This is a genomic window from Micromonospora sp. B11E3 (assembly GCF_039871625.1).
In the GTDB taxonomy this organism is placed as follows: domain Bacteria; phylum Actinomycetota; class Actinomycetes; order Mycobacteriales; family Micromonosporaceae; genus Micromonospora.
Map to the genome: position 1 here is coordinate 32,841 of NZ_JBDPMC010000003.1, position 24,628 is coordinate 57,468.

A 24,628-nucleotide genomic window follows, 5' to 3' on the forward strand; every position below is an offset into this window, starting at 1 on the left:
CCGAGCGTGGACCCCGCGCAGCCCGTACGGTGTTGGGTAGCTTTCCGCCGGATCGACAGGGAGGGACGATGGCTCAGCCCGAAGAGGACTTCGCCCCGAGCGAGCACCTCGCGCCGGAGGAGCGCGACCCGGAGGCGCCCCCGGCCGACGCCTTAGAGCAGGCCATGTCGACCGACCCGGCCGACGGCGAGCCGGAGCCGAGCCGGGGCCTGGAGGTCGGCGACTGGGACGCGATGGAGCAGGCCCGGGTGGTCGCGGGCGACGAGGAGGACTACCGCTGACCTGACACGGTGACGTGCTCGGGGTGGGCGGTGACCCACTCGGCGAGCCGGTCCTCGCGCAGCGCGGCGAGCAGCGCCGGGGCGGCGGCCGGGTCCGGGGCGAGCTGGGAACTCGGGGCGTCGACCGGGACGGTCGGCAGGCTGAGGCCCACGGCCTCGATGGACCTCAGCTTCGCCGCCAGCGGCAGCAGGTCGAACAACGAGCCGCCGGCGAGGCTGACCGTGACGTCCGGGGCCACCTCGGCCAGCAGCCGCGACAGCCGCACCGGGTCGGTCAACGCGCCCCGCTCGTCGACCCGCCGGAGCAGGGCCGCGGCGAACCGTTGGGCGTTCCGGTCCCGGTCCAGCGTCCCGTCGGGCAGCGACCGGCGCTGCCGGAGCAGGTCGACCGCGCCGTCGCCGTCCAGATGCTGACAGCCAGCCGGGAACACCCGACGGGTGTGGCTGGAGCGGACCTCGTCCGGCAGGCAGAGCCGCACCCCGTCGAGCGCGTCGGTGAGGTCCCGCAGCACCGGGTAGGTCAGCACCGCGCCCGCGTCGATCCTCAGTCCCGTCAACTGGCGTACGGCCTGCTCGGTGAGGCGGTAGCCCTCGGCCAGGTCGGCCCGCCCGTCCGAGCCGCTGCCGAAGGCGAAGGCGGCGTTGAGCTTGTCGGTGCCGTGGCCGGGGACGGGCACCCGGACGTCGCGCGGGAGGGAGAGCAGGTAGAGCCGGCTGCGGTCGGCCGGCAGGTGCAGCAGCAGCACCGAGTCGGCCAGCGGGGGCCGCGCGCCGGACGCCGAGTCGACGCCGAGCAGCAGCAGGTTCACCGCCCCGGCCGGCGGATGCCCGGTCGCCTGCCCGAGAAGCAGATCCCCGCGCGCCGGGCGGTCCTCGGGCACGGCGAGCCGCACCGCGCCCAGCCCGGTGACGGCCAGCAGGGCCAGGGCGGCCGCGCCGACCCGGCGCCGTCGGCGGCGGCTCCGACGGGCAGCGGCGATCCGGTCGATGGCGGCCCGCAACGGGCCGGTGGGCGGGGCGAGCGGTTCGTGCCGGGTGAACGCGGCCCGCAGGTCGTCCTCGATCATGAGCACAGCTCCACATGTTCGGCCCGGAGAGTGGCCAGGGCGCGGGAGATGGACGAGCGGACGGTGCCGACGGCGCAGCCGAGAATCTCGGCGATCTCCGCGTCGGGCAGGTCCTCGTAGTAGCGCAGGACCAGAGTGGCGCGTTGCCGGCGGGGCAGCCGGGCCAGCCAGGTCCAGATCTGGTCCCGGTCCACAGCGCTCTGCGCGTGGTCCGTCGACACCGGGACGGCCTCGTCCGGCTCGGCGCGCAGCAGCACCCGGCGCATCCACGAACCGCGTCGCCAGTCGACGTACTGGTTGGTCAGCATCCGGCGCACGTACCGCTCGGGCGAGTCCGCCCGCACCACCCGGCGCCAGTTCAACTGGACCCGCACCATCGTCTCCTGCACCAGGTCCTGCGCCTGATGCGGGTCGCCGGTCAGCATGACCGCGTACCGCAGCAGCGCGGTCAGCCGCGAGTCGGCGAACTCCTCGTACGTCACTGCACCTCCCGGTGTCCTGCCTGTGATGACGGAACCGGACGGGCAGATCGTTGCGGCGACCCGCTCCCGCACACGTCCCGTCGACTCGTCCCGTATCGGGGCAGCTCAGTCCGCCGCACACAACCAGACGGCGAATGCCGCGGCAGTGGTGGCCGGTCACCGTACGTGGACGGGATGGTCGGACGTTGCGGCAGATGTGACCAACCGTTCGGCCCGTTCGGAAAGGGATCGACGGGCCGGGGTGACCTACGAACTTAAAAGATCCTTAAGATTCACGGGCTCCACCCTGATCCCCACGGGAGGAATCCCCCTCATGCTCAAGCACTCCACTCGGCGCTGGCTGGCCGGACTCGGCGTCGCAGGCGCGCTCGTCGCCGCCTCCGCCACCCCCGCCGCCGCCGAGAAGACCCAGGCCAAGCTCGGTGTTTACACCCCTGACCTGACGATCGCAGCCGACTCCGCCGGCAAGTACCCCAGTGTGATCCTCAGCGCCTCGGCCCCGGTCGTACTACCGGCCGGGTTCACCATCAAGTACGACTACACCGACCTCGCCGGCAAGGTGACCGTCGAAGAAGAGCAGAACAGCGGCTCGGACTGCACCAGCCCGTCCACTGGACTCCTGACCTGCACCCTCCATTACGAGTACAGCCTGGACGAGGGGGGCACCAACATCGCCGGGCTCTTTCAGGTGATCGTCGCACCGACCGACGAGGCGAAGGACGGCGACAGCGGCAAGCTCACCACAACCCTGAGCGGCTCCGGCTTCAAGTCGGTCAGTCACGACGCCACCGTCCGGGTCGGCGAGGGCGTCGATTTGGCCGCCGGTTCCCCCATTCGGCTCTCTCTTCCGCCAGGCAAGGCGTTCACAGCGCCGCTGCGAATCCGCAACAAGGCCGCGGCCGTCGCCAAGGGTGCCAGCGTCATCTTCATGAACGACTACGGCCTGAACGCCGGCAAGCGCTACAGCAACTGCACGTACGTGGATGACGAACTGCGTAGCTGCCAGTTCACCGAGGAACTGCCGGCGGGGCCGACGTTCGGCGCCAACCTGCCGTATCTCCTCGGAAAGGACAGCTTCGCGCCGGGGTTCAAGTACGGGGACATCCTCTGGATGACCCCGGCCGAGTTCGAGGACTACGAGGCCTACCTCGACAGCCGGGGGATCACCCTCGGCGAGCCGGGCACCGACGGCGAGCTGAGCCTCACCAAGGTGGAGGCGCTGAGCGCCCAAAGCGCGCAAGCCGACACTCGGCCAGACAACAACTGGTCCAGCTTGGAGGTCACGGTCACCGGCGAGAACGGCACCGACCTTGAGGCGATTGGAGCCAAGCTCACCGGCAAGGCGGGCGACAAGGTCAAGGCCGCCGTCGGGGTACGCAACAACGGCCCGGCGACGCTCGACTACAGCCGCTCCGGCAGCAGCATCACCTACATGTCGGTCGACGTGCCCGAGGGCACCACCGCCGCCGCGGTGCCGGAGAACTGCGCCCCCGTCAAGGGTGACACCTGGGGCGAGCCGGGTAAGCCGGGCGCCCGCCACTACCGGTGCTACTTCGAGTCGTTCCTGAAGGCGGACGACGAGGCCGTCATGGACTTCGAGCTGCGCATCGACAAGGTAATCGCGAATGCGACCGGCCTCGTGAAGGTGAACGTCCCCTGCCAGTGCGAGGGCGGCTTCTACAAGGACCTGAAGCCCGCCAACGACACCGCAAAGCTCGTGGTGAACGCGACCGACGACGGCGGCGAGGGCGGCGGTGACGGCGGCACCCTGCCGATCACCGGCTCCTCCACCGGCCTGATCGCCGGCATCGGCGCCCTGCTCCTCGTGGCCGGCGTCGGCGGCTACCTGGTGGCCAAGCGCCGCCGCACCCGCTTCGTCGCCTGACAGAAGCCAAGCAACCCAACAGGAACGAGGCAACAAGCAACAACCCAAATGCCCCGCCGACCTCGTGGTCGGCGGGGCACCGCCACGTCTGACAGGCCGACGAGGGACAGCAGCGCAACGCCCGGACGACGCCGGGACCACGACAGGGTTTCCGGGGAGCCCCGCCCGCGCAGGGATCAAGCCTGACCGCCCGGAGCGGGCGGGGCTCCCCGGAAACCCCCACCGAAGCCGAAGCCGAAGCCGACAAAAACCGAACGACACAAGATCGACGAACCTGAGAGCATCGGAAACGTGCTGCTCACCCTCACCACCACGCACCACCCGGCGACCGACCTCGGCTACCTGCTGGTCAAGCACCCCGACCGGGTGCAGAGCTTCGACCTGCCCGCCGGCACCGCGCACGTGTTCTACCCCGAGGCGAACGAGCAGCGCTGCACGGCGGCCCTCCTGGTCGACGTGGATCCGCTGCGGCTGACCGGCGGGCGCGGGCGGAAAGGCGCAAAGACGCAGCAGGCCACGCCGGACACCTTCACCCTCGGCCAGTACGTCAACGACCGCCCGTACGCCGCGTCGAGCCTCCTCTCCTCCGCGCTGGGCCGGGTGTTCCGCTCGGCCCTGCGCGGGGAGTCCCGGGACCGCCCCGAACTGGCGGCCAGCCCGATCCCCCTGGAGGTGCGGGTGCCGGTGCTGCGCTGCCGGGGCGGCGCCGAACTGGCCGAGCGGGTGTTCGCCCCGCTGGGCTGGACGGTGACCGCCGCCCCGATCCCGCTCGACGAGGCGTACCCGGAGTGGGGCGACAGCCGGTACGTCGACCTGACGCTGACCGGCACGCTGCGGCTCGCCGACGCCCTCAACCACCTGTACGTGCTGCTGCCGGTGCTCGACGACGCGAAGCACTACTGGGTGGCGCCCGACGAGATCGACAAGCTGCTCCGGGCGGGCGCGGGCTGGCTCGCCGACCACCCGGAGCGGGGTACCATCACCCGCCGCTACCTGGCCCACCGCCGCGCACTGGCCGGCGAGGCGCTGGCCCGCCTCGCCGAGCAGCGGCTGACCGAGGAGCCGCCCGTCGACAGCGTGGGCGAGGAGGAGGACGAGGCGACGCCGCGCCGGCCGTCGCTCGCGGTACGCCGCCGGGAGGCGGTGCTCGCGGCGCTGGCCGCCGGCGGGGCGACCCGGGTGCTGGACCTGGGCTGCGGCGGCGGCGCGCTGCTGTCGGCTCTGGTCGGCGACCGCCGGTACGCCGAGATCGTCGGCACCGACGTCTCCACCCGGGCGCTCGACATGGCCGCCCGGCGGTTGCGGCTGGACCGGCTGCCGCAGCGGCAGCGGGACCGGATCCGGCTGTGGCAGTCCGCGCTGACCTACCGGGACGACCGCCTGCGCGGGTACGACGCGGCCGTGCTGATGGAGGTGATCGAGCACGTCGACCCGCCGCGCCTGCCGGCGCTGGAGGACGCCGTGTTCGGTCACGCCCGACCGGCGACGGTGGTCGTGACCACGCCGAACGCCGAGTACAACGTCCGCTACGAGGGGCTGGGGGCGGGCCGGTTCCGGCACGCCGATCACCGCTTCGAGTGGACCCGGGCCGAGTTCGCCGCCTGGGTCGAGCGGGTCGGCGCGGCGTACGGCTACACGGCCGAGATCCGGGGCGTCGGCGACGACGACCCCGAGGTGGGCAGCCCGACCCAGCTGGCGGTGCTGACCAGCACTGAGGCAACGACGACCCGGAAGGAGGAGCCGACCCGATGACCACCCTCGACATCCCCGAGCTGGCCCTGGTGGCGCTGGTCGGGGTCTCCGGCTCCGGCAAGTCCACGTTCGCCCGGCGGCACTTCGCGCCGAGTCAGGTGCTCTCCTCGGACGCCTTCCGCGGCATGGTCTCCGACGACGAGAACGACCAGTCGGCCTCCTCGGACGCCTTCGACGCGCTGCACCACGTCGCCGGGCTACGGCTGCGGCGGGGGCGGCTCACGGTCGTGGACGCCACCAACCTTCAGCCGCACGCCCGGGCCGGGCTGGTGCGGGTGGCCCGGGAGCACGACGTCCTGCCGGTCGCGATCGTGCTCGACGTGCCGGAGGCGCTGGCCTGGGAGCGGACCCAGGGCCGGGCCGACCGCACGCACGGCCGGCAGGTGCTCGCCCGGATGCAGCGGGACCTGCGGCGGTCGTACGGGCTGCTGGCCCGGGAGGGGTTCCGCAAGGTGCACGTGCTGCGCGGCGTGGAGGAGATCGACGCCGCCGAGATCCGGTACGAGCGGCTGTTCAACGACCGGCGCGAGCTGACCGGGCCGTTCGACATCGTCGGGGACGTGCACGGCTGCCGCGAGGAGCTGGAGGTGCTGCTGCTGCGGCTGGGCTGGGAACTGCGCCGCGACGACGCGGGCCGCCCGGTGGACGCGGTGCACCCGGCTGGTCGTACCGCGGTCTTCGTGGGTGACCTGGTGGACCGCGGCCCGGACTCGCCCGGGGTGCTCCGCCTGGTGATGGGCATGGTGGCGGCCGGACACGCGATCTGCGTGCCGGGCAACCACGAGCAGAAGCTGCTGCGCAGGCTGCGCGGCCGGGACGTGCGGCTCACCCACGGCCTGGCGGAGACGATGGCCCAGCTGGAGGCGGAGCCGGCGGAGTTCGTGGCGGAGGTGGCCGCGTTCGTCGACGGCCTGGTCAGCCACTTCGTGCTCGACGGCGGCCGGCTGGTGGTGGCGCACGCCGGGCTGAAGGAGGAGTACCACGGCCGCGCGTCCGGCCGGGTGCGGTCTTTCGCGCTGTACGGGGAGACGACGGGCGAGACCGACGAGTACGGCCTGCCGGTGCGCTACCCGTGGGCGCGCGACTACCGCGGCTCGGCCATGGTCGTGTACGGCCACACGCCGACGCCGGAGCCGGAGTGGGTGAACAACACGATCTGCGTCGACACCGGCTGCGTCTTCGGCGGGCGGCTGACGGCGCTGCGCTACCCGGAGCGGGAACTGGTCTCCGTTCCGGCGGTCAAGGAGTGGTACGCCCCGGCCCGGCCGCTGGTCGCGCCGACGCCGACCCGCCCGGACGCGGTGCTGGACCTGGGCGACGTCACGGGCCGCCGGCACGTGGAGCACGCGTACGGGAAGCTGACCGTGCCGGCGGAGAACGCGGCCGCCGCGCTGGAGGTGATGAGCCGGTTCGCGGTCGACCCGCACCGGCTGGTCTGGCTGCCGCCGACCATGGCCCCCTGCTCGACGTCGACGGTCGACGGGTTCCTGGAGCACCCGGCGCAGGCGTTCGCCGACTACCGCGCGGCGGGCGTGGACCGGGTGGTCTGCGAGGAGAAACACATGGGCTCGCGGGCCGTGGTGCTGGTGCAGCGCGACGAGGCCGGCGGACGGTTCGGCGGCGGCGTGGTGCACACCCGCACGGGCCGGCCGTTCTTCGGGCCGCCGCTGGACGCCGAGCTGCTGGCCCGGGTCCGCGCGGCCGTGACCGCGGCCGGGCTCTGGGCCGAGCTGGACACCGACTGGCTGCTGCTCGACTGCGAGCTGCTGCCCTGGTCGGCGAAGGCGGGCGGGCTGATCCGCGAGCAGTACGCCGGCGTGGGCGCGGCCGGGCGGGCCGCCCTGCCGGCGGTGCTCGCCACGCTCGACGCGGCGGCCGGCCGGGGCCTGCCGGTGGCGGGGCTCCGGGAGCGGATGGCCGGGCGACGCGCGGACGTCGAGGCGTACTCGGCGGCGTACCGGGCGTACGTGGGGCCGACCGACGGGCTGCGCGGGGTGACCCTCGCCCCGTTCGCGGTGCTCGCGGGCGCGGGGGTCAGCCACGCCGACCGGGACCACGCCTGGCACCTCGACCTGGCGGACCGGCTGCGCGCGGCGGACCCGGAGTTCTTCACGGCCACCCGGCGGCGGGTCGTCGACCTGGCCGACGCCGCCGCCGAGGCCGCCGCCACCGACTGGTGGCTGGCGCTCACCGCCGACGGCGGGGAGGGCATGGTCGTCAAGCCGTACGCCGGGCTGGCCGCCAGGTCGCCGAAGGGCTCCCTGGTCCAGCCCGGGATCAAGTGCCGCGGCCGGGAGTACCTGCGGCTCATCTACGGGCCGGACTACACCGAGCCGGAGCAGCTCGCCGCGCTGCGTCGCCGGTCGCTGGGCCGCAAGCGCGGGCTGGCCCTGCGGGAGCACGCCCTGGGCCTGGCCGCGCTGGACGCGCTGGCGGCGGACGCCCCGCTCTGGCGCCGCCACGAGCTGGTCTTCGCGATCCTCGCCTGTGAGTCCGAGCCGGTCGACCCCCGGCTCTGAGCCACCACCCCCGCGCCGGCCGGCCCGGCGCGGGGGCACAGGTGGGTTGGGTAACCTGTGTGGCCGTGGACACAGCAGAGAAGGCCCGGACGGTCTCCGAGAGCCTCGCCCTGAACCCGCTCGACCCGAAGGACCTGCTTCACACCTTCGGCCTGGTCGGCGTCTGGGTGATCCTGTTCGCCGAGACGGGCCTGCTGGTCGGGTTCTTCTTCCCGGGCGACTCGCTGCTGTTCCTGGCCGGCGTCGCCGCCTCGCCGGTGGCCGACGCGATCTTCGGCAGCGGCACCCGGCTCTCCCTGGCCGGGCTGCTGATCGGCGGGCCGATCTGCGCCATCGTCGGCGCCCAGCTCGGGCACTGGCTCGGCGCCCGGTACGGCCGGCGGATGTTCGACAAGCCCAACTCCCGGCTGTTCAAGCGGGAGTACGTGGAGAAGGCCGAGTACTACTTCCAGAAGTTCGGCCCGGCCAAGGCCGTGGTGCTGGCCCGGTTCATCCCGATCGTCCGCACGTTCCTCAACCCGGTGGCCGGGGTGCTCGGCATGCCGGCCAAGCAGTTCTTCCTGTGGAACGTGGTCGGCGCGATCGTCTGGGTGGACGGCATCCTGCTGATCGGCTACCTGCTGGCCGACCAGATCTACGAGGCGATCGGCGACAAGATCGACCGGTACATCCTGCCGGTGGTCGCGCTGATCATCGTGATCTCGGTGCTGCCGATCTTCTTCGAGTTCCTGCGGGACCGGCGCGCGCGCAAGCGGGGCGAGGCCGTGACGGTGGTCGCCACGGCGACCGTGGCCGGCGCCATCGAGGCGGCCCGGGACGCCGTCGAGCACCGGCGCCAGGACCAGCCGCAGCAGCCGTACCAGCAGCACCCGTACGGGCAGCCGCAGCAGCCGTACCAGCAGCACCCGTACGGGCAGCCGCCGCAGCAGCAGCCGTACCCGCCGCAGGGCGGCGGGCGCTGGCCGGAGCACGGCGAAGGTCGCTGACCCCGTACCCGACCAGCCAGAACCGAACCGACGCCGCGACGGCGACGGCCGGTCCCCGTGGCGGGGGCCGGCCGTCGTCGAGCCGCGACCGGACAGGTTCGTTCCGGCGAGTTGGAAAGGCAGCTGCTGGTGACGGGCAGGCGTCACCGCCCGGTGGCGCCACCCCTGACACGCCACCCGGCTCCGTCCCCGGTACGGGACGGCCCGGCGCAGAGCCTCAGCGGGCCTTCTTGGTGGCCCGCTTACGCGGCGGGGTCAGCAGATCCGCGATCGTGGCGATCGCGGTCGGCACCAGCCGGTAGTACGCCCAGACACCGCGCTTCTCCCGCTCCAGCAAGCCGGCCTCGGTGAGGATACGCAGGTGGTGGCTGACCGTCGGCTGGGAGAGGCCGAGCGGTGCGGTCAGGTCGCACACGCAGGCCTCCCCCTCGGGGGCCGACTGGATCAGGCTGAGCAGCCGCAGCCGGGCGGGATCGGCAAGGGCCTTGAGGACCCCCGCCAGACGCTCGGCGTCGGCACGTTCGATCGGCTCGCCGGCAAGCGGCGAGATCTGAGGCATGGTCATTTCAGCCAACGCAGTTCCCACGTATTCCATCCTTCCACCAGCAGCATCGATCCGCCTGCATATCAGCAGATCCGAATCGGCAAACTTTTAGGCCACAAGGCCGAGGTCAGCCAGCGTAAAGGCCGCCCGATAGGGCAGTCCGGCGGCTCCAACCGCGTCCCCGGCGCCGCGATCAACAATAACCGCCACGCCCACGACGTGAGCCCCGGCCTCGCGCAGTGCCTCCACCGCGGTCAGCACGCTGCCACCCGTCGTCGACGTATCTTCGACCGCCAATACCCGTCGTCCGGCCACGTCCGGTCCCTCGATGCGACGTTGCAGTCCATGTGTCTTACCCGTTTTGCGGACCACGAACGCATCGAGAGGACGGTCGATCTCCGACGCGGCGTGCAGCATGGCGAGCGCGACCGGGTCCGCGCCCAGGGTCAGACCGCCGACGGCGTCGTACTCCCAGTCGGAGGTCAGGTCGAGCAGCGCCCGACCGACCAACGGCGCGGCCCGGTGATGGAGCGTTACGCGCCGCAGGTCCACGTACCAGTCCGCCTCCCGGCCGGAGGAGAGCACCACCCGCCCGTGGACCACGGCCAGGTCGGTGATGAATTTACGCAGGTCGTCGTGGTCCTCCATGGCGATAGAGGGTACTGCGCAAGTTTGAGAGACGCGTGCGGGGTCCACTCCGCTCAACCATGTGGGCGACCGACGGCCGGCGATCGCCGGCTACTCTGTGCGACCGTGACGGGCGGTGACGGCCGTCCGTCGGCGTCGTACTGTGCGTCGGCTCAGCCCGAACGGGGGTCGTCGCGCCCGCGGGTGTCCCGGGTGAACCGGCGCAGCAGGCTCCGGGGCGCGTACCGCATGCCGGCCACGGCCAGCTTGTAACGCCCGGACGGAACGCTCACGGAACGGCCTTTCCGCAGGTCACGCAGGGCCTCGTCGACCACCTGCGCCGGCTGGAGCCACAGGAACCCGGGTGTTCCGGAGGTGTCGATGCCGACTCGCTCGTGCGCGCCCGTACGCGTGTAGCCGGGGCAGAGGGCCATGACGCGGACCCCGCCGCGCCGGGTGGACAGGTCCACGGACTCGCTGAACGCGGTGACCCACGCCTTGCTGGCCGGGTACGTCGAACCGGGCATGACCGGGGCGAAGCCCGCGACCGAAGAGACATTTATCACTGCCCCGTGACCACGTCGGATCATCGGACCGACTGCGGCCAGGGTCAGCCGCAGCACGGCGTGCACGTTCAGCCGCAGCAGACGCTCCTCCTCCGCCACCGACGAGCGCAGGAAGGGCTGGTTGAGGCTGATGCCGGCGTTGTTGACCAGCAGCTCGACCGGGGAGCCGTCGGCCAGCCGGGCCTCCACGGCGGCGCAGCCGTCGTCGGTGGACAGGTCCGCCGGAAGGACCTCGACGGGGTGGCCGTACCGGTCGGTCAGACCGGCGGCGGCCTCGGCCAGCCGGGCGGCGTCGCGGGCCACCAGCACGAGGGCCCACCCGTCGGCGGCCAGCCGGCGGGCGAACTCGGCGCCGATGCCGCTGGTCGCCCCGGTCACCAGCGCGCGCCGCTCGGCGGGTGCCTGCTCCGACACGGCGGCCCCTCAGCGGAACGGAGACGGGGGCACGGCCGGCGGGAACCCGACCGGGACGGGCGCGGGGCGGGGCCGGCGGAACCACGCGTTCGCCTGCGGCAGGGCCAGCAGCACGGCCACCACGAGGTAGCCGAGCACCTGGCCGACCGACAGCGCCGCGTTGACCGGGACCCACCAGGGCGGGTACGCCTCGGCGAGCTGGCCGAGCAGCTCGGCCGTCGTCCGGTCGCCGCCCAGCCGCAGCGGCGTGGCCCGCTCGCCGACCAGCGTCGCCAGGCCGCAGCAGCCGGCGAGCAGGCCCAGCCCACAGACGCCCCAGGTCGCCACCCGGGCGCCGTTGCGCCGCGCGAGCAGCCCGAGCGCCAGACCCACGAGCAGGGCGCCGACCAGCACGGTCAGGATCGCCGACACGACGACGACGGCCCGGAGCAGCGTGACGAACCCGTCGGTCTCCTCCGGACCGGCGGCCGTGCCGCCGGCCGCCGCGCGGAACCGGTCGACGGTGCCGTCGAGGGTGGCCAGGCCGACGACCGCGTAGGCCAGGGCGCCGACGGCCATCAGCGCCAGCACCGCGGCAGCCAGCCACACCGGCGCGCAGCGACGGGCCGGCGCCTGATCGGGGTACGACACGACAGGTCCCTCCGGTAGGCGTCCGGAAGGAACCTACTCGGAGGGACCGTCGATGTCGCTGTTATCCGATGCTCACCGCGCCGGGCCGACCCGCCGTCCGTCAGCGTGGCGCGGACGGCTCTTCGCCCGGGCGGTCGGCCGGCGGGGTGCCGCCGCCGTCCTGCGGCTGCCCGGGCTCAGACGGGCCGGCGGCCGGCGGGGCCGACGACGGGCCCGTGGTCGGGGGCGCGTACGGCGAGGTGGGCTGGCCCGGGGCCGGCGGATATCCCGGGTCCTGGTATCCGGGGCCCTGGGGGTAGCCCGGAGCCTGCGGGTAGCCGGGAGCCTGCGGGTAGCCGGGAGCCTGCGGGTAGCCGGGAGCCTGCGGGTATCCCGGAACCTGCGGGTAGCCCGGGGACTGGGGGTGGCCGGGGGCCTGCGGGTACGCCGGGTAGGTTCCGCCCGGAACCGGCGGCTCCCAGCCCTGCTGCGGCTTGCGGAAGAACTCGTTCGACGCCGGCAGGGCCAGCAGGATCAGCGCGGCCAGCAGGGCCAGCAGCCCGACCACGTTGAGCGTGACGCCGAGCGGGCCGAGCCACGAGGGCAGTGCCTCCTCCAGCCGGCGCTGGATCTCCTGCCCGCTGGGCACGTCGCCGGACGTCTGGCCGCTGGGGGTGACAAGGCCACCCGCCAGGCCGCTGATCAGGTTCGTGCCGGTGCAGCAGGCCAGGATGCCACCGAGCACCCAGGTCGTGATCCGGGAGCCGTTCTTGCCCCGGTTGTTCAGCACGGCGAGCACCGCCAGCCCGGCCGCGAGCAGCAGGACGAGGACGGCCGCGCCGAGACCGAACGCGAAAGCGATGTCCGCCAGCCCCTCCGCGCCGTTGGCGGAGGTACCGGAGTACGCGTCCCGCAGCACGTCGCGGGTCTTCCCGATGAACGCCAGCGTCAGGATCAGGTTGATCACCTGGATCGCGGCGAAGGACAGCAGCAGGTAGCTGGAAACGGTGACGACGGCCGGACGTGTCCGGGCCGGCGGGCTGTGGGGGTCGACCACGGTTCTCCTTCCTTGGATCGCGCCCACACCGTATCGACTACCGGCCAGCGCGGCACGGGTGGCGACGCCCGGGCGCGCCGACCGGTGGCCGGCGGGCGGCGGATGGCCGGCCACGCCGTCCCGTCCTAGTAGCCGCGCCACTCCACGCGGGCGTACTCCAGGACCCTGGGCTGCAACAGGGTGGACGCGGGCACGTCCAGCCGGCCCCGGTCGGCGGGGAAGCTCGCGGCCGAGCGCAGCGTCCCGGCGTCCAGGAACCGCAGCCGGGGGGCGTCGGCCGGCAGCGCCAGGGCCGGCGGGGCGTCGCCCGGCGCGGCGAGCACGAAGCCCCAGTCACCGAAGCTCGGCACGTCCACGTGGTACGGCACGGTGGCGAAGCCGGCCTCGCGTACCGACGCCTCGATCGACCAGTACGACCGGGGCGCGAAGTACGGCGACCCGGACTGCACCACCAGCCGGCCACCCTCGGCGAGCACCGACCGGACCAGCGCGTAGAACTCGACCGTGTAGAGCTTGGCGGTGGCCGTCTCGTCCGGGTCGGGCAGGTCGGCCACCACCACGTCGAACCGCTCCGCCGCGCCGCGCAGCCAGCCGAACGCGTCGACGTTGACCACCCGCACCCGGGGGTCGGCGAACGCGTCGCCGTTGAGCCGGCGCAGCTGCGGCTCGCTGCGGGCGAGCCGCACCACCGCCGGGTCGAGGTCGACCACCGTGACCCGGCGCACGTCGCCGTACCGCAGGATCTCCCGGACGACCAGCCCGTCCCCCGCCCCGAGCACCAGCACCTCGCCCCGCGGGCCGTTCAGCGCCGGATGCGCCAGCGCCTCGTGGTAGCGGTACTCGTCGATCGAGCTGAACTGGAGGTCGCCGTTGAGGTAGAGCCGCAGGTCGGTGTCGGCGTGGCCGGGCTCCCGCACCGAGCGGGTCAGCACGATCTCCTGGTAGCGGCTGCGCTCGGCGTGCACCACCGGATCCCGGTAGAGCTGCTGCCGGGCGGTCACCTCGAAGTCGCGGGCGGTGATCCAGGCGTACGAGAGGCAGAGGGCGACCACGACGGTGCCGGCGGTGAGCGCGACCCGCGCCCGGCGGCTCAGCTCCGCCCGGAACACCGTGCCCACCAGCGCGAGGCCGGCCACCGCGTTCACCGCCCCGACCACGAGCGCGCCCTTGAGCTGGCCGAAGACCGGCATCAGCAGGAACGGGAAGGCCAGCCCGCCGAGCAGCGCGCCGACGTAGTCGGCGGCGAAGAGGTCCGCCACGGCACTGCCGGCGGACTGCTCGCGGATGCGTTGCAGCAGCACCATGAGCAGCGGGATCTCCGCGCCGATCAGCAGGCCGAGCACGAACGCGGTGCCGACCAGCGCCGGCCCGTACAGGTCGAGCCAGGCGAAGGCGGCGTACAGGCCGAGCACCGAGAGCCCGCCGAGCAGGGCGAGGGTCAGCTCGATCGCGGCGAACGCGGCGGCGGCCCGCGACTGCAACGGCTTGGCGGCGAGCGCACCGACGCCCATCGCGAAGACCATCACGCCGAGCACGATCGACGCCTGCCCGACGGCGTCGCCGATCAGGTAGCTGCCGAGCGCGACCAGGGCCAGCTCGTACACCAGGCCGCAGGCGGCGCAGACGAACACCGCGACCAGCACCGCCGCGCGGGCCAGCCGACAACGGGAGCCGGCGACCGGGCCGCCGTCCGCCGCCGCCGGGGCGTCGACCGTCACGCCTCTTCCCGGGTACGGCCGGAAGCCGCGGCGGCAGCCCTGGCGAGCTGCCGGCGACGCTGCACCAGGCCCACGGTGACGAACAGCGCGGTGACCAGCAGCAGGGCGCCGGTGGCGATCAGGTAGCCCCAGCGGTCCCGCCACAGGTCGGTGCCGGCGTCGGGCAGTGGGGCCCGCGAGGCGGTCGGGTCGGCGGCGGGGGCGGCTGCCGGCTCGACCAGTTCCACCTCGGCGGCGAGCAGCGGCAGCATCACGGCGGCCCTGGTGGTGGCCCAGCCCGGGTCGTCGATGAACACCTCGTCGGTGAGCCCGAACCGCTCCAGCCCGTTCGCCATGCGCGTCAGGTCGCCGACGGAGATGTCGCTGGAACCGCTGACGGCGACGCTCGCGGAGTCGTTGCTCTCGCTGCTCTCCGGAATGTAACCGACCCGGGCGTGCACCTGCAGCCAGCGCGGGCAGGCCGGGTTGCCCTCGACCGCCACCCCGTCGCCGAGGTTGGAGCCGACGCTGAGCGGTTCGTCGTCGTAGGCGTAGAAGTCCTCCAGCACCCAGCCGTAGCAGATGCCCTGGCTGGCGGAGGAGCGCTCGAGGATCGGCACGGTGTCGCCGCGTTCGACCGCGGTCGGGGCGGGCACGTCCGTACCGCCGTCGTCGCCGCCGCCGGCCACACTGAGACCGATGCAGGCGACCATCACCACGGTAGAGATGCCAATGATCCAGGCGCCGGCGGTCTTGCTCGCCTCCGGCTTCCGCCCGCCGTCGGGCTGCGTCCCGGCCATCAGCTGATCGCCGCGGCGATGATCGCGCCGGTGGCCAGGTGCACCACGGCGGACACCCCCACCGCCGGGTGCGGCTCCGGGTCCACCAGCAGCTCGCCGAGCCGGCCCGGGGTCACCGCGTCGAGCAGCACGAACGCCGCCGCCATGATGACCAGGCCGACGATCCCGTACGCGGCCGCGCCGACGAGGCCGAGGACGAAGTCGTCGTCGCTGGCCACGATCGCGGCGACCACGATCGTGCCGACGCCGGCCAGGTTGGACGCGAGCAGCAGCGCGGCGTTGCGGTTGCGCTCGGTCCAGATGAGCTCGTGGAGCTTGCCCGGGGTGGCGACGTCGACCAGCGCGTAGCCGATGCCCATCAGGACGACGCCGACCACGCCGTAGGCGAGGGTGACCAGCAGATCGGTGACGAGGTTCTGCACAGGAGGCTCCAGGGTGAGGGGGTCGTCGGGCTACTTGCCCGAGCCGGGGCCGCCGCCCCGGACCGTGCTGCCGCGTCCCCAGCCCCAGTGCGACCCGACGGTCGAGTGGTAGCGGGGGTAGGCGGTGGACATGCGCTCGAGCAGGATCAGCGAGCCGGCGGCGATCGGCAGGATCACCACCGAGTCGTCGTCGTAGCGCAGGTAGACGCCGCTGCCGTCGACGTACTGGTCGGCCGGCTGCCAGGCGTCGGTCACCTCCTTGGCGACCTGGCTCGGCGACTTCGCCGACGTGTACGCGACCGCGTCGTCGTCGATGTCCCGGCTGACGGCCCGGCTGTAGCGGTCCTCGACGTAGCCGCGCGGGGAGAAGTTGCCGTAGAAGATCGCGAAGGCGGCGACCAGCGCGCCGATGACGGCGAACGCCGCTCCGACCACGAACCACCGTCGGTACGTCACAGGCTTACCACCGTCTCGGTCAGGACCAGCTCGTTGGTCTGGGGGTACGCGTGCCAGGTGTGCCAGCCGACCGTCCCGCCGGGCGGGTCGGGCCGCACCGCGAGGGCGGTCACCGCGTCGACGTCGCCGGGGAAGACCCCGACCAGCGCGTACGGGTCGCCGGCCAGCTCGGCGCGGAGGGCGCCGACCCGGTCGCTGAGCTCTCCGGGCGGCGGGCGGAGCACGGTCGCGGCGAACCGGTAGCCGTTCGCCGCGTCGAGCAGCGTGGCGGGCAGCTCCGGCGGCCGGCCGGGCAGGCACGCGACGGTCTCGGTCAGCTCGGCCCCCGCCGCGCGGAGCACCACCTGGTGCGAGGCACCGAGCAGGCGCAGGCGCAGCCGGAGCCCGGCGGGCAGGTCGAGGTCGAGCACGTGCAGCGCGGGGCGCTCGGCGTCGTCGAGGGCGAGGCTGAGGTCGGCGGCGCGGGTGTCGACGTACGGGGCGTCCAGGGTGACCAGCACAGTCAGTCCACCTTGCCCGGGTCGCCCTGCGGGTACACCATCACCTCGGCGCGGTGCAGCAGCTCGCCCCGGGCGACCTCCCACCCCGCGGTCCCGTACGCCTCGAAGGAGAGCCGGGCCCCATCGGGGGACCGGTAGTCGTGGTAGCGCATGGTGCCGGCCGGGTCGAGGCCGGTCGTCCCGGTGGCAGTGAAGCGCGCGGAGCCGGACTCCTGGCTGGCGAACCGACGCCCGTCGAAATCGACGGTCGGGGCGCCCGGGGTCAGCGTGGCGCTCGGCTCCGCCGTCCAGAGCACCAGCTCCAGGTCCGGGTCCTCCTCGACCGAGAGCCAACGCCGGCCGCCCGCGGCGTCGTCGAGCAGGTGCTCGGACCAGCTCCATCCGCCCTCGTCGAGCCGCACCGAGCCGCGCACCGCGTACGACACGCCGCGGATCTCGACGATGTCGCCGGGACGCAGCCGCCGCGGGTCACCGCGCAGCGCGTCGGCGTCCCGGTCGCGGAACGGATCGCCCGGTGCCTGCGGGCGGGGCCTGGCGCGGGCCTTGCGGAGCGCCACCACGGCGATCACGACGCCGGCCACCCCGACGAGGCACCCCAGCGTCGTCACCAGGTATGCCACGGAACCGTCCACGACCGCCTCCCCACGTGCGTTGGCGGAGACGGTAACAACCGCGCGCACGTCGGGAAACTCTCGCATGACTGGGTGAAGACTCAGGCACCGAGGGTTTCGGGGCGATCGCTGCCGGGCGGCTCGGCGGGGGCCGCCGCGCGGGCCACGTGCACAGCCGGGTCGGGGCAGATCAGGTAGCCCGGCGGGACCGGACAACCGGCCGGCACCCAGGCGCCGGGCTGCGGAACCGTCGGCCCCATCGGATACGGCGCCACAGGCGCCACCATCGGATACGGCCCAGGGGGCCAGCCGGCGTACGGCGACGGCCCGCCCGGCCACTGCTCGGCGCGGGGCCGGAAGTACCGGTTCGCGGACGACAGGGAAAGCAGCAACACCACGGTCGCGGTGAGCAGGTAAACGGTCAGCACGCCGATCCCGCCGACCGGGAAGATCACGTCGTCGTGGGCCTGCTGCCGGTCGTACAGGGTCTCCAGGAACCTCGACTCCTGCCACGGGACATCGTCGGGAAACGGCTCGGGCTCGGCGTCCATCCCCTCATCGAAGCCGAGCGCGAGGACGAACGGGATCACCAGCGCCCCGGAGCACGCCTGGAAGAGGCAGAGCAGCAGTTGCGCGCCGCTGGAGACGTAGACCAGGATGCGCGCGGTGTTCCGGCCCCGGCGCAGCGGCAGGGCGGTGCCGGCGAGCCAGCCGGCGAGAAGCAGGGCGGGTACGCCGAGGAAGAGCGCCCCGACGACGTTGCCCGTCCGCTCGCCCCGCACCTCGGCCGGATCGGCGCCCGGAACCAGCCGGGCCACCTCGTCGATCTGCGCGTCGAACCACACCGCCTCGAACGCCACCATGCCGACCAGCCCGAGCAGCACCGCCACCGCGGCGACCTGCAGCCAGCAGGCGACGGTCACCGAGGTCGGTCGGGGCGGGCGGACCGGGACGGACACGGGTGCGGTCATGGCTCGGACGGTACGGCCCGCGTTCCACGGGCGGCAGCCCCGATCGGCCAGCGCGCCCCTGGCTGGTTGATCAGCTTCCCGCGAGCTGGGCGGTGGCGTACTCGCGCAGCGTCGCCCGCCCCATCAGGCATCCGCTGAACGTGGTGAACTCGCCCCCGTCCTCGCGGAGCCGCTGCCACGCCGCCCGGCCCGCCCCCGCGTCGACCCGGGCGAGCAGTGTCGCGGCGTACGCCTTCCCGGCCGGCGACCCGTGCCCGAGCAACCAGTCGACCTTTTCCCGGGCTGCCCCGGGGCGCTCGTCGAGCGTCCGCTCCAGGTATCGGTACGCCTCGGTCGCGGGCAGCAGCGTGCCGGCTATCCCCACCCCACCGAACGCCAGGGTGTCGGCCCCGGCGAGCTCGTGGACGGCCGCGTCGAGCTCCCGGTCCTTCCTTCCGATCCCCACCATGCCTCCCTACTGCCCGCTCGCGCACTGCCTGACCCTGTTGACCAAGAAGTTTGCGTCACCGATGCGCGGCTCCACGACGCAAACTTCTTGATCACCAGAGGCGGGGCCGGCCGGCCCGTGCGAGGGGGCCGGCCGGGCGGGCTGGTCGGTACGGGTCAGGCGGCGGTGACCGTCAGGCCGTCCTTGGCGTCGGCCAGGTCGACCCGGACCGTGTCGCCGTCGCGGACCGTGCCGGAGAGCAGCGCCCTGGCGAGTTGGTCGCCGATGGCGGACTGCACCAGCCGGCGCAGCGGACGGGCGCCGTAGATCGGGTCGTACCCGTGCTCGGCGAGCCAGGTCCGGGCCGCCTCGGTGATCTCCAGCCCGAGCCGGCGGTCGGCGAGCCGCCGCCGCATCCGCGTCAGCTGGATGTCCACGATGGCGCGCAGGTCGTCGCCCCGCAGGCCGGCGAAGACCACGATGTCGTCGAGGCGGTTGAGGAACTCCGGCTTGAAGTGCGAGCGCACCACGGCGAGCACCCCCTCGCGGCGCTGCTCCTCGGCCAGCGTCAGGTCGCTGATCACCGACGACCCGAGGTTGGAGGTGAGGATCAGGATCGAGTTGCGGAAGTCGACCGTACGGCCCTGGCCATCGGTGAGCCGTCCGTCGTCGAGCACCTGGAGCAGCACGTCGAAGACGTCCGGGTGGGCCTTCTCCACCTCGTCCAGCAGCACCACCGAGTACGGCCGGCGGCGCACCGCCTCGGTGAGCTGCCCGCCCTCCTCATAGCCGACGTATCCGGGCGGGGCGCCTACCAGGCGGGCCACGGAGTGCTTCTCGCCGTACTCGCTCATGTCGATGCGGACCATCGCCCGCTCGTCGTCGAACAGGAACTCGGCGAGGGCCTTGGCCAGCTCGGTCTTGCCGACGCCGGTCGGCCCGAGGAAGAGGAAGCTGCCGGTCGGGCGGTCCGGGTCGGCGACCCCGGCCCGGGCGCGCCGGACCGCGTCGGAGACGGCCGAGACCGCCTCGGGCTGGCCGACCACGCGGGCGCCCAGCGACTCCTCCATCCGGAGCAGCTTCGCGGTCTCGCCCTCCAGCAGGCGGCCGGCGGGAATGCCGGTCCACGAGGCGACGACGGCCGCGATGTCGTCCGCGCCGACCTCCTCCTTGAGCATCGCGCCGTCGGCCTGGAGCCGGGCCAGCTCCTCCTCGGCCTGCTTCAGCTCGGCGTTGAGCGCCGGGATGCGGCCGTACCGCAGCTCGGCGGCCCGTTCCAGCTCGCCGTCGCGCTCGGCCCGCTCGGCCTCGCCGCCGAGCCGCTCCAGCTCCTCCTTGGCGGTGGAGAGCTTGGTGATGTGGCTCTTCTCCAGCTGCCAGCGTTCGGAGAGCGCGGTGAGCTGCTCGCGCTTGTCGGCCAACTCCTTGCGCAGCCGCTCCAGCCGCTCGGCGGAGGCGGCGTCCGGCTCCTTGGCCAGCGCCATCTCCTCGATCTCCAGCCGGCGCACGGCGCGCTCGATCTCGTCCACCTCGACCGGGCGGGAGTCGATCTCCATGCGCAGCCGGGACGCGGACTCGTCGACCAGGTCGATCGCCTTGTCCGGCAGGAACCGGTCGGCGATGTAGCGGTCGGACAGGGCGGCGGCGGCGACCAGCGCCGCGTCGGTGATCCGTACGCCGTGGTGCACCTCGTAGCGTTCCTTGAGGCCGCGCAGGATGCCGATGGTGTCCTCGATCGTCGGCTCGCCGACCAGCACCGGCTGGAAGCGGCGCTCCAGTGCCGGGTCCTTCTCGATGTGCTCGCGGTACTCGTCCAGCGTGGTCGCGCCCACCATGCGCAGCTCGCCGCGGGCGAGCATGGGCTTGAGCATGTTGCCGGCGTCCATCGAGCCCTCGCCCTTGCCGGCGCCGACCACGGTGTGCAGCTCGTCGAGGAACGTGATGACCTGCCCGTCGGAGTTCTTGATCTCCTCCAGCACGGACTTCAGCCGCTCCTCGAACTGGCCGCGGTACTGGGCGCCGGCCACCATCGCGCCGAGGTCGAGCGAGACCAGCTTCTTGTCCCGCAGCGACTCGGGCACGTCGCCGGCCACGATGCGCTGGGCCAGGCCCTCCACGATTGCGGTCTTGCCGACGCCGGGCTCTCCGATCAGCACCGGGTTGTTCTTGGTACGCCGGGACAGCACCTGGATCACCCGGCGAATCTCGGAGTCCCGGCCGATCACCGGGTCGATCTTCCCCTCGCGGGCGCTGGCGGTCAGGTCGACGCCGTACTTGGCCAGCGCCTGGTAGGTCTGCTCGGGGTCGGCGCTGGTGACCCGCCGGTCCCCGCCCCGGACGGTCGGGAAGGCGGCCACCAGGTTCTCCTCGGTCGCGCCGGCGTTGCGCAGCGCGACGGACACCGCGCCGCCGACCCGCGCCAGGCCGGCGAGCAGGTGCTCGGTCGAGGTGTACTCGTCGCCCAGCGGGCGGGCGATCTGCTCGGCGGCGCCGATGGCGTTGACGAACTCCCGGGCCAGGGTGGGCTCGGCGATGCTGGAGCCGCGGGCCGCGGGCAGGGCGTCGACCGTGCGCTGGGCGACCCGGCGCAGCTCGGCGGGGTCGGCCCCGACGGCGCGCAGCAGGCCGGCGGCGGTCGAGCCCTCGGTGTCCAGCAGCGACAGCAGCAGGTGCCAGGGCTCCACGGTGGCGTGACCACGCTGGTTCGCCAGCGCGACGGCACCGGTGATCGTTTCGCGGCTCTTGGTGGTGAGACGTTCCGTGTTCATGGGCTCCCCCGGATCGGCGTGTCCACTGGAAACGACACAACCAGAGTTGAGCCTATTCCGCTCAACCTTGGGAGTGTGAGCTGAGTCACTTGTCGGGCGGCGCGGGCGGGCGCGGGAGGGTGCTGCGGCGACTGTGGAGCTGCCCCGTCTGTGCTATCGCCTGCCGGCCCGGCGCACTTGGCCGGCACGCAGAACGAGCGGAGTCACGGACCCGCAGCCCTTACCACCGAGCTCGCCGCGAGGCCCTGCGCCGCGCGTACCCTCGCCGCGCCGCCTCGATAGGCCGCCTCGATAGCACGAACGGGGCAGCTCCACAGGGCGGAGGAATGGGTCCAGGACGCCAACGCGCCCGACGGCCTCACGGCCCCGGGGCCGCGTCAGGCCGCCTCCAGCGCCACCCGCACCCAGCGGCGGTCCGCGTACCGGCCGGTGGCCAGGAGGAAATCCGCCGGGCCGCGGGCGGCGATCGTGCCGTCGGGCAGGACGGTGAGGTAGTGGTCGCGCCCCGGCGGCCAGCCGAGGGCGTGGTACCGGTCCTCGCCGACCACGCCGGTGCCAGCCGGGCCGTTCACCGCGAGCAGGCCGCCGCCGATCGGCGCGACGGAGGAGATCTCCTCGGGGTGCCCGTCGGCGCGCACCGGCGTCCATCCGCCGTGGAACCGCCAGACCGACGGAAAGCCGCCCCGGTCCCGGCGGTCACCGACCAGCCACGCCTGGCCGTCCGGGTCGGGCCGCACGGCCGGCGGCGGACGTCGCCGACCGAACAGCCGGCCAGCAGCGGTACGACCAGCAGCGCGACCACCCCACGCGGGAGTCGACCGGTCATCGACCTTCTCCTCCCTCTGTACCCTTGCCGACGTGCGAGTACGTGTCGAACAGACTGCCCTGCCCGGGATCGGCGTGCGTCACGACCTGGTGACGGAATCCGGACGCCGGCTCGGCGTGGTCTCCCACCGCAATGGCCGCCGTGACCTCGTCCTGTACGACCCGGACGATCCCGACTCCTGTCAGGCCGACATACCCCTGACAGACGACGAGGCGGAGGCGTTGGCCGACATCCTCGGCGCCTCGCTGATGCTCGGGCAGCTCTCCGGCCTGCGCGACCAGGCGGCCGGGCTGCTCACCGAGCAGATCGCCATCCCCGCCGGCTCGAAGTACGTCAACCGGCGGCTGGGCGACACCAAGGCGCGCACCCGCACCAGCGCCTCGATCGTGGCCGTGCTGCGCCACGGCGAGGTGATCGTCTCGCCGGACCCCGCCTTCCGCTTCGACGCCGGTGACGTGGTGGTCGTGGTCGGTACCCGCCAGGGGCTCGACGGCGTCAGCGCCATCCTGGCCGACAGCGACCCGGACGGCTGAGGCGCGGATGCACGAGACCAAAACACTGCTCATCGAGGTCGGGGCCCTGCTGTTCCTGCTGGGGCTCCTCGGCCGGTTCGGCCGCCGGATCGGCCTCTCACCCATTCCGCTCTACCTGCTCGCCGGGCTCGTCTTCGGGCACGGCGGCATCGAGCCGCTCGCCGCCAGCGAGGAGTTCTTCGCCGTCGGCGCCGAGATCGGCGTGATCCTGCTGCTCGTCATGCTCGGCCTGGAGTACTCGGCCGGCGAACTGGTCGGCAACCTCCGCTCGGCGGCGCCCGCCGGTCTGCTCGACGGGCTGCTCAACGCCCTGCCCGGCGCGGCCTTCGCCCTGCTGCTCGGCTGGAACTGGGTGGCCGCCGTCGTGCTGGCCGGCATCACCTGGGTCTCCTCGTCCGGGGTGATCGCCAAGGTGCTGGCCGACCTGGGCCGCCTCGGTAACCGGGAGACCCCGGTCGTCCTCTCGGTGCTGGTCATCGAGGACCTGGCGATGGCGCTCTACCTGCCGCTGCTCACCGCCGTGCTCGCCGGCAGCGGCCTACTGGGCGGCGGCATCGCGCTCGCCGTGGCGGTCGGCACGGTGCTGCTGGTGCTGGTGGTCGCGATCCGGTACGGCCACCTGATCTCCTCGGCCATGTCGGCCAAGGACCCGGAGGCGCTGCTGCTGGGCGTGCTCGGGCTGACCCTGCTGGTCGCCGGCGTCGCGGCGAAGCTCCAGGTGTCGGCGGCGGTCGGCGCGTTCCTCGTCGGCATCGCCCTCTCCGGCCCGGTCGCACACCACGCGACCGAGATGCTCTCCCCGCTACGCGATCTCTTCGCCGCGGTCTTCTTCCTCTTCTTCGGGCTGGTCACCGACCCGCGGGACATCCCGCCGGTGCTGCTGCCGGCGCTCGGGCTGGCCCTGGTGACGATGGCGACGAAGACGCTCACCGGCTACCTGGCCGCCCGGCGGGTGGGGATCAAGGAGCCCGGTCGATGGCGGGCCGGCCTGGCCCTGGTGCCGCGCGGGGAGTTCTCGATCGTCATCGCGGGGCTCGCCGTGGCCGCCGGGAGCGTCGAGCCGAAGCTCGCGGCGCTGGCGACGACGTACGTGCTGATCACCGTGGTGACCGGGCCGATGCTGGCCCGGCTGCCGGACTTCGCCTGGTTCAAGCGGTGGCTGCGGAGGCGGGCAGCCCGCCAGCGGACGCAGCCGGCGGTCAGCGCCGCCGACTGACGCCGGACCGCCGGACCGCACAGGGGCCGGGTCGACCGTACGGTCGGCCCGGCCCTGTCCGTCGGGCCATCGAATGTGTTCGGCCCTTCCACTGGTCGATGGCGCGGGTTACGGTTTCGCCCCAACAGCCAGGGTCCACGGGCGGCCGGTCCCCCGCGGACGCGACCGGAAGGTTGGCCGGTGAACGTGCAGGAGTCGACGTTCCGCGGCTTCGCCAACCCCGTCGACCCATCCCCGGCGGAGTTGCGGGCGTGGGCGTACCAGCCGGATTCGGTGCCGCTGGCGTCGATGCCGCCGGACTGGGACCTGCTGCTGGCCGGGGACCATCTGGTGCAGACCCTCTTCGCGCTGGCAATGGACCCGGCCTGCCCGGCCCGCCGATTCACCCTGCACTGCCTCTACATCTACGCCGCCGACGCCATCCGGACGAACTTCCGCGCCCACCCGAAGCGGCGCTTCCGGAAGCTGGTCGAGCAGGCCGAGCGCGACGGCGACCAGTTGATGCGGACCTGGGCGCACAACAGCCGCGTGCTGACGGCCCGGCCGGACCTCTTCGCCTACCGGGACTGGTGCGAGGGCGGCCTGGTACGGGAGAACCGCCGCCTCTAGTAC

25 protein-coding genes are annotated in these 24,628 nt (G+C 73.3%); 8 read left to right on the top strand and 17 right to left on the bottom strand.

The genetic code is table 11. The features are described 5' to 3' along the window. The first annotated feature begins 68 nt into the window (after positions 1-68). A complete protein-coding gene (locus ABGB16_RS02415) occupies positions 69-281 on the top strand; it encodes a hypothetical protein (RefSeq protein WP_347666290.1) in 213 nt (70 codons plus the stop codon). Here the strand turns inward: ABGB16_RS02415 and ABGB16_RS02420 are convergent. Together ABGB16_RS02420 and ABGB16_RS02425 are read right to left on the bottom strand one after the other, a co-directional pair. Then, positions 272-1,348: an LCP family protein gene (locus ABGB16_RS02420; protein ID WP_347666291.1), complete on the bottom strand. Its 1,077-nt coding sequence runs from the start codon at positions 1,346-1,348 to the stop codon at positions 272-274. The genes ABGB16_RS02415 and ABGB16_RS02420 overlap by 10 nt on opposite strands. Beyond that, positions 1,345-1,830: a SigE family RNA polymerase sigma factor gene (locus ABGB16_RS02425; RefSeq protein ID WP_347666292.1), complete on the bottom strand. Its 486-nt coding sequence runs from the start codon at positions 1,828-1,830 to the stop codon at positions 1,345-1,347. Before ABGB16_RS02425 ends, ABGB16_RS02420 begins: the two co-directional genes overlap by 4 nt. A 25-nt stretch (positions 1,831-1,855) precedes the next feature. Here ABGB16_RS02425 and ABGB16_RS02430 point away from each other — a divergent pair, with 25 nt between their 5' ends. The 4 genes from ABGB16_RS02430 to ABGB16_RS02445 all read left to right on the top strand — a co-directional run bounded on the left by ABGB16_RS02430 (position 1,856) and on the right by ABGB16_RS02445 (position 8,972). Next, positions 1,856-3,715: an LPXTG cell wall anchor domain-containing protein gene (locus tag ABGB16_RS02430; protein WP_347666293.1), complete on the top strand. Its 1,860-nt coding sequence runs from the start codon at positions 1,856-1,858 to the stop codon at positions 3,713-3,715. A 291-nt stretch (positions 3,716-4,006) separates the two neighbouring features. Continuing rightward, a complete protein-coding gene (locus ABGB16_RS02435) occupies positions 4,007-5,467 on the top strand; it encodes a 3' terminal RNA ribose 2'-O-methyltransferase Hen1 (protein WP_347666294.1) in 1,461 nt (486 codons plus the stop codon). Beyond that, complete coding sequence (locus ABGB16_RS02440) at positions 5,464-7,986, top strand: polynucleotide kinase-phosphatase (protein WP_347666295.1); 2,523 nt, start codon at positions 5,464-5,466, stop codon at positions 7,984-7,986. Before ABGB16_RS02435 ends, ABGB16_RS02440 begins: the two co-directional genes overlap by 4 nt. Positions 7,987-8,045: 59 nt before the next feature. After that, on the top strand, positions 8,046-8,972 hold the full coding sequence (locus tag ABGB16_RS02445; RefSeq protein ID WP_347666296.1) for a DedA family protein: 927 nt from the start codon (positions 8,046-8,048) through the stop codon (positions 8,970-8,972). Positions 8,973-9,189: 217 nt separating this feature from the next. Here ABGB16_RS02445 and ABGB16_RS02450 read toward each other — a convergent pair whose 3' ends face one another. From ABGB16_RS02450 to ABGB16_RS02520, 15 genes are all read right to left on the bottom strand, one after another. Then, positions 9,190-9,567 (bottom strand): metalloregulator ArsR/SmtB family transcription factor, encoded by a 378-nt coding sequence (locus ABGB16_RS02450; protein WP_007073957.1) that lies wholly within the window; start codon positions 9,565-9,567, stop codon positions 9,190-9,192. A gap of 57 nt (positions 9,568-9,624) precedes the next feature. After that, positions 9,625-10,164, bottom strand: a complete 540-nt coding sequence (pyrE, locus tag ABGB16_RS02455; RefSeq protein WP_347666297.1) for an orotate phosphoribosyltransferase — start codon at positions 10,162-10,164, stop codon at positions 9,625-9,627. Between the two features lie 152 nt (positions 10,165-10,316). Next, complete coding sequence (locus tag ABGB16_RS02460) at positions 10,317-11,123, bottom strand: SDR family NAD(P)-dependent oxidoreductase (protein ID WP_347666298.1); 807 nt, start codon at positions 11,121-11,123, stop codon at positions 10,317-10,319. Between the two features lie 9 nt (positions 11,124-11,132). Continuing rightward, entirely contained in the window at positions 11,133-11,753 is a 621-nt protein-coding gene (locus ABGB16_RS02465) for a hypothetical protein (RefSeq protein ID WP_347666299.1), read from the bottom strand. 100 nt (positions 11,754-11,853) lie between these two features. Next, on the bottom strand, positions 11,854-12,789 hold the full coding sequence (locus tag ABGB16_RS02470; RefSeq protein WP_347666300.1) for a hypothetical protein: 936 nt from the start codon (positions 12,787-12,789) through the stop codon (positions 11,854-11,856). A gap of 125 nt (positions 12,790-12,914) precedes the next feature. Further along, positions 12,915-14,447, bottom strand: coding sequence for a polyamine aminopropyltransferase (locus ABGB16_RS02475; RefSeq protein WP_347666436.1), 1,533 nt, complete (start codon positions 14,445-14,447; stop codon positions 12,915-12,917). A 56-nt stretch (positions 14,448-14,503) separates the two neighbouring features. Beyond that, positions 14,504-15,286 carry a hypothetical protein gene (locus tag ABGB16_RS02480; protein WP_347666301.1) on the bottom strand — a complete coding sequence of 261 codons (783 nt, stop codon included), beginning with the start codon at positions 15,284-15,286 and terminating at the stop codon, positions 14,504-14,506. Next, positions 15,286-15,708 (bottom strand): DUF350 domain-containing protein, encoded by a 423-nt coding sequence (locus ABGB16_RS02485; protein ID WP_347666302.1) that lies wholly within the window; start codon positions 15,706-15,708, stop codon positions 15,286-15,288. The genes ABGB16_RS02480 and ABGB16_RS02485 overlap by 1 nt, the downstream gene beginning before the upstream one ends. 30 nt (positions 15,709-15,738) lie before the next feature. Next, a complete protein-coding gene (locus tag ABGB16_RS02490; RefSeq protein WP_347666303.1) occupies positions 15,739-16,164 on the bottom strand; it encodes a DUF4247 domain-containing protein in 426 nt (141 codons plus the stop codon). Further along, positions 16,161-16,664 (bottom strand): DUF2617 family protein, encoded by a 504-nt coding sequence (locus tag ABGB16_RS02495; protein WP_347666304.1) that lies wholly within the window; start codon positions 16,662-16,664, stop codon positions 16,161-16,163. The genes ABGB16_RS02490 and ABGB16_RS02495 overlap by 4 nt, the downstream gene beginning before the upstream one ends. A 2-nt stretch (positions 16,665-16,666) precedes the next feature. Then, on the bottom strand, positions 16,667-17,296 hold the full coding sequence (locus tag ABGB16_RS02500; protein WP_347666305.1) for a DUF4178 domain-containing protein: 630 nt from the start codon (positions 17,294-17,296) through the stop codon (positions 16,667-16,669). An 80-nt stretch (positions 17,297-17,376) separates the two neighbouring features. Beyond that, a complete protein-coding gene (locus tag ABGB16_RS02505) occupies positions 17,377-18,246 on the bottom strand; it encodes a hypothetical protein (RefSeq protein ID WP_347666306.1) in 870 nt (289 codons plus the stop codon). Positions 18,247-18,316: 70 nt separating this feature from the next. Continuing rightward, a complete protein-coding gene (locus tag ABGB16_RS02510) occupies positions 18,317-18,694 on the bottom strand; it encodes a hypothetical protein (RefSeq protein WP_347666307.1) in 378 nt (125 codons plus the stop codon). 155 nt (positions 18,695-18,849) lie between these two features. Beyond that, positions 18,850-21,441: an ATP-dependent chaperone ClpB gene (gene clpB, locus ABGB16_RS02515; protein ID WP_347666308.1), complete on the bottom strand. Its 2,592-nt coding sequence runs from the start codon at positions 21,439-21,441 to the stop codon at positions 18,850-18,852. Positions 21,442-21,818: 377 nt separating this feature from the next. Further along, complete coding sequence (locus tag ABGB16_RS02520; protein WP_347666309.1) at positions 21,819-22,178, bottom strand: hypothetical protein; 360 nt, start codon at positions 22,176-22,178, stop codon at positions 21,819-21,821. Positions 22,179-22,299: 121 nt separating this feature from the next. Here ABGB16_RS02520 and ABGB16_RS02525 point away from each other — a divergent pair, with 121 nt between their 5' ends. From ABGB16_RS02525 to ABGB16_RS02535, 3 genes are all read left to right on the top strand, one after another. Continuing rightward, positions 22,300-22,800, top strand: a complete 501-nt coding sequence (locus ABGB16_RS02525; RefSeq protein WP_347666310.1) for a cation:proton antiporter regulatory subunit — start codon at positions 22,300-22,302, stop codon at positions 22,798-22,800. Positions 22,801-22,807: 7 nt separating this feature from the next. Further along, complete coding sequence (locus ABGB16_RS02530) at positions 22,808-24,016, top strand: cation:proton antiporter (protein WP_347666311.1); 1,209 nt, start codon at positions 22,808-22,810, stop codon at positions 24,014-24,016. A 180-nt stretch (positions 24,017-24,196) separates the two neighbouring features. Continuing rightward, positions 24,197-24,625: a hypothetical protein gene (locus ABGB16_RS02535; protein WP_347666312.1), complete on the top strand. Its 429-nt coding sequence runs from the start codon at positions 24,197-24,199 to the stop codon at positions 24,623-24,625. Positions 24,626-24,628: the final 3 nt, after the last annotated feature.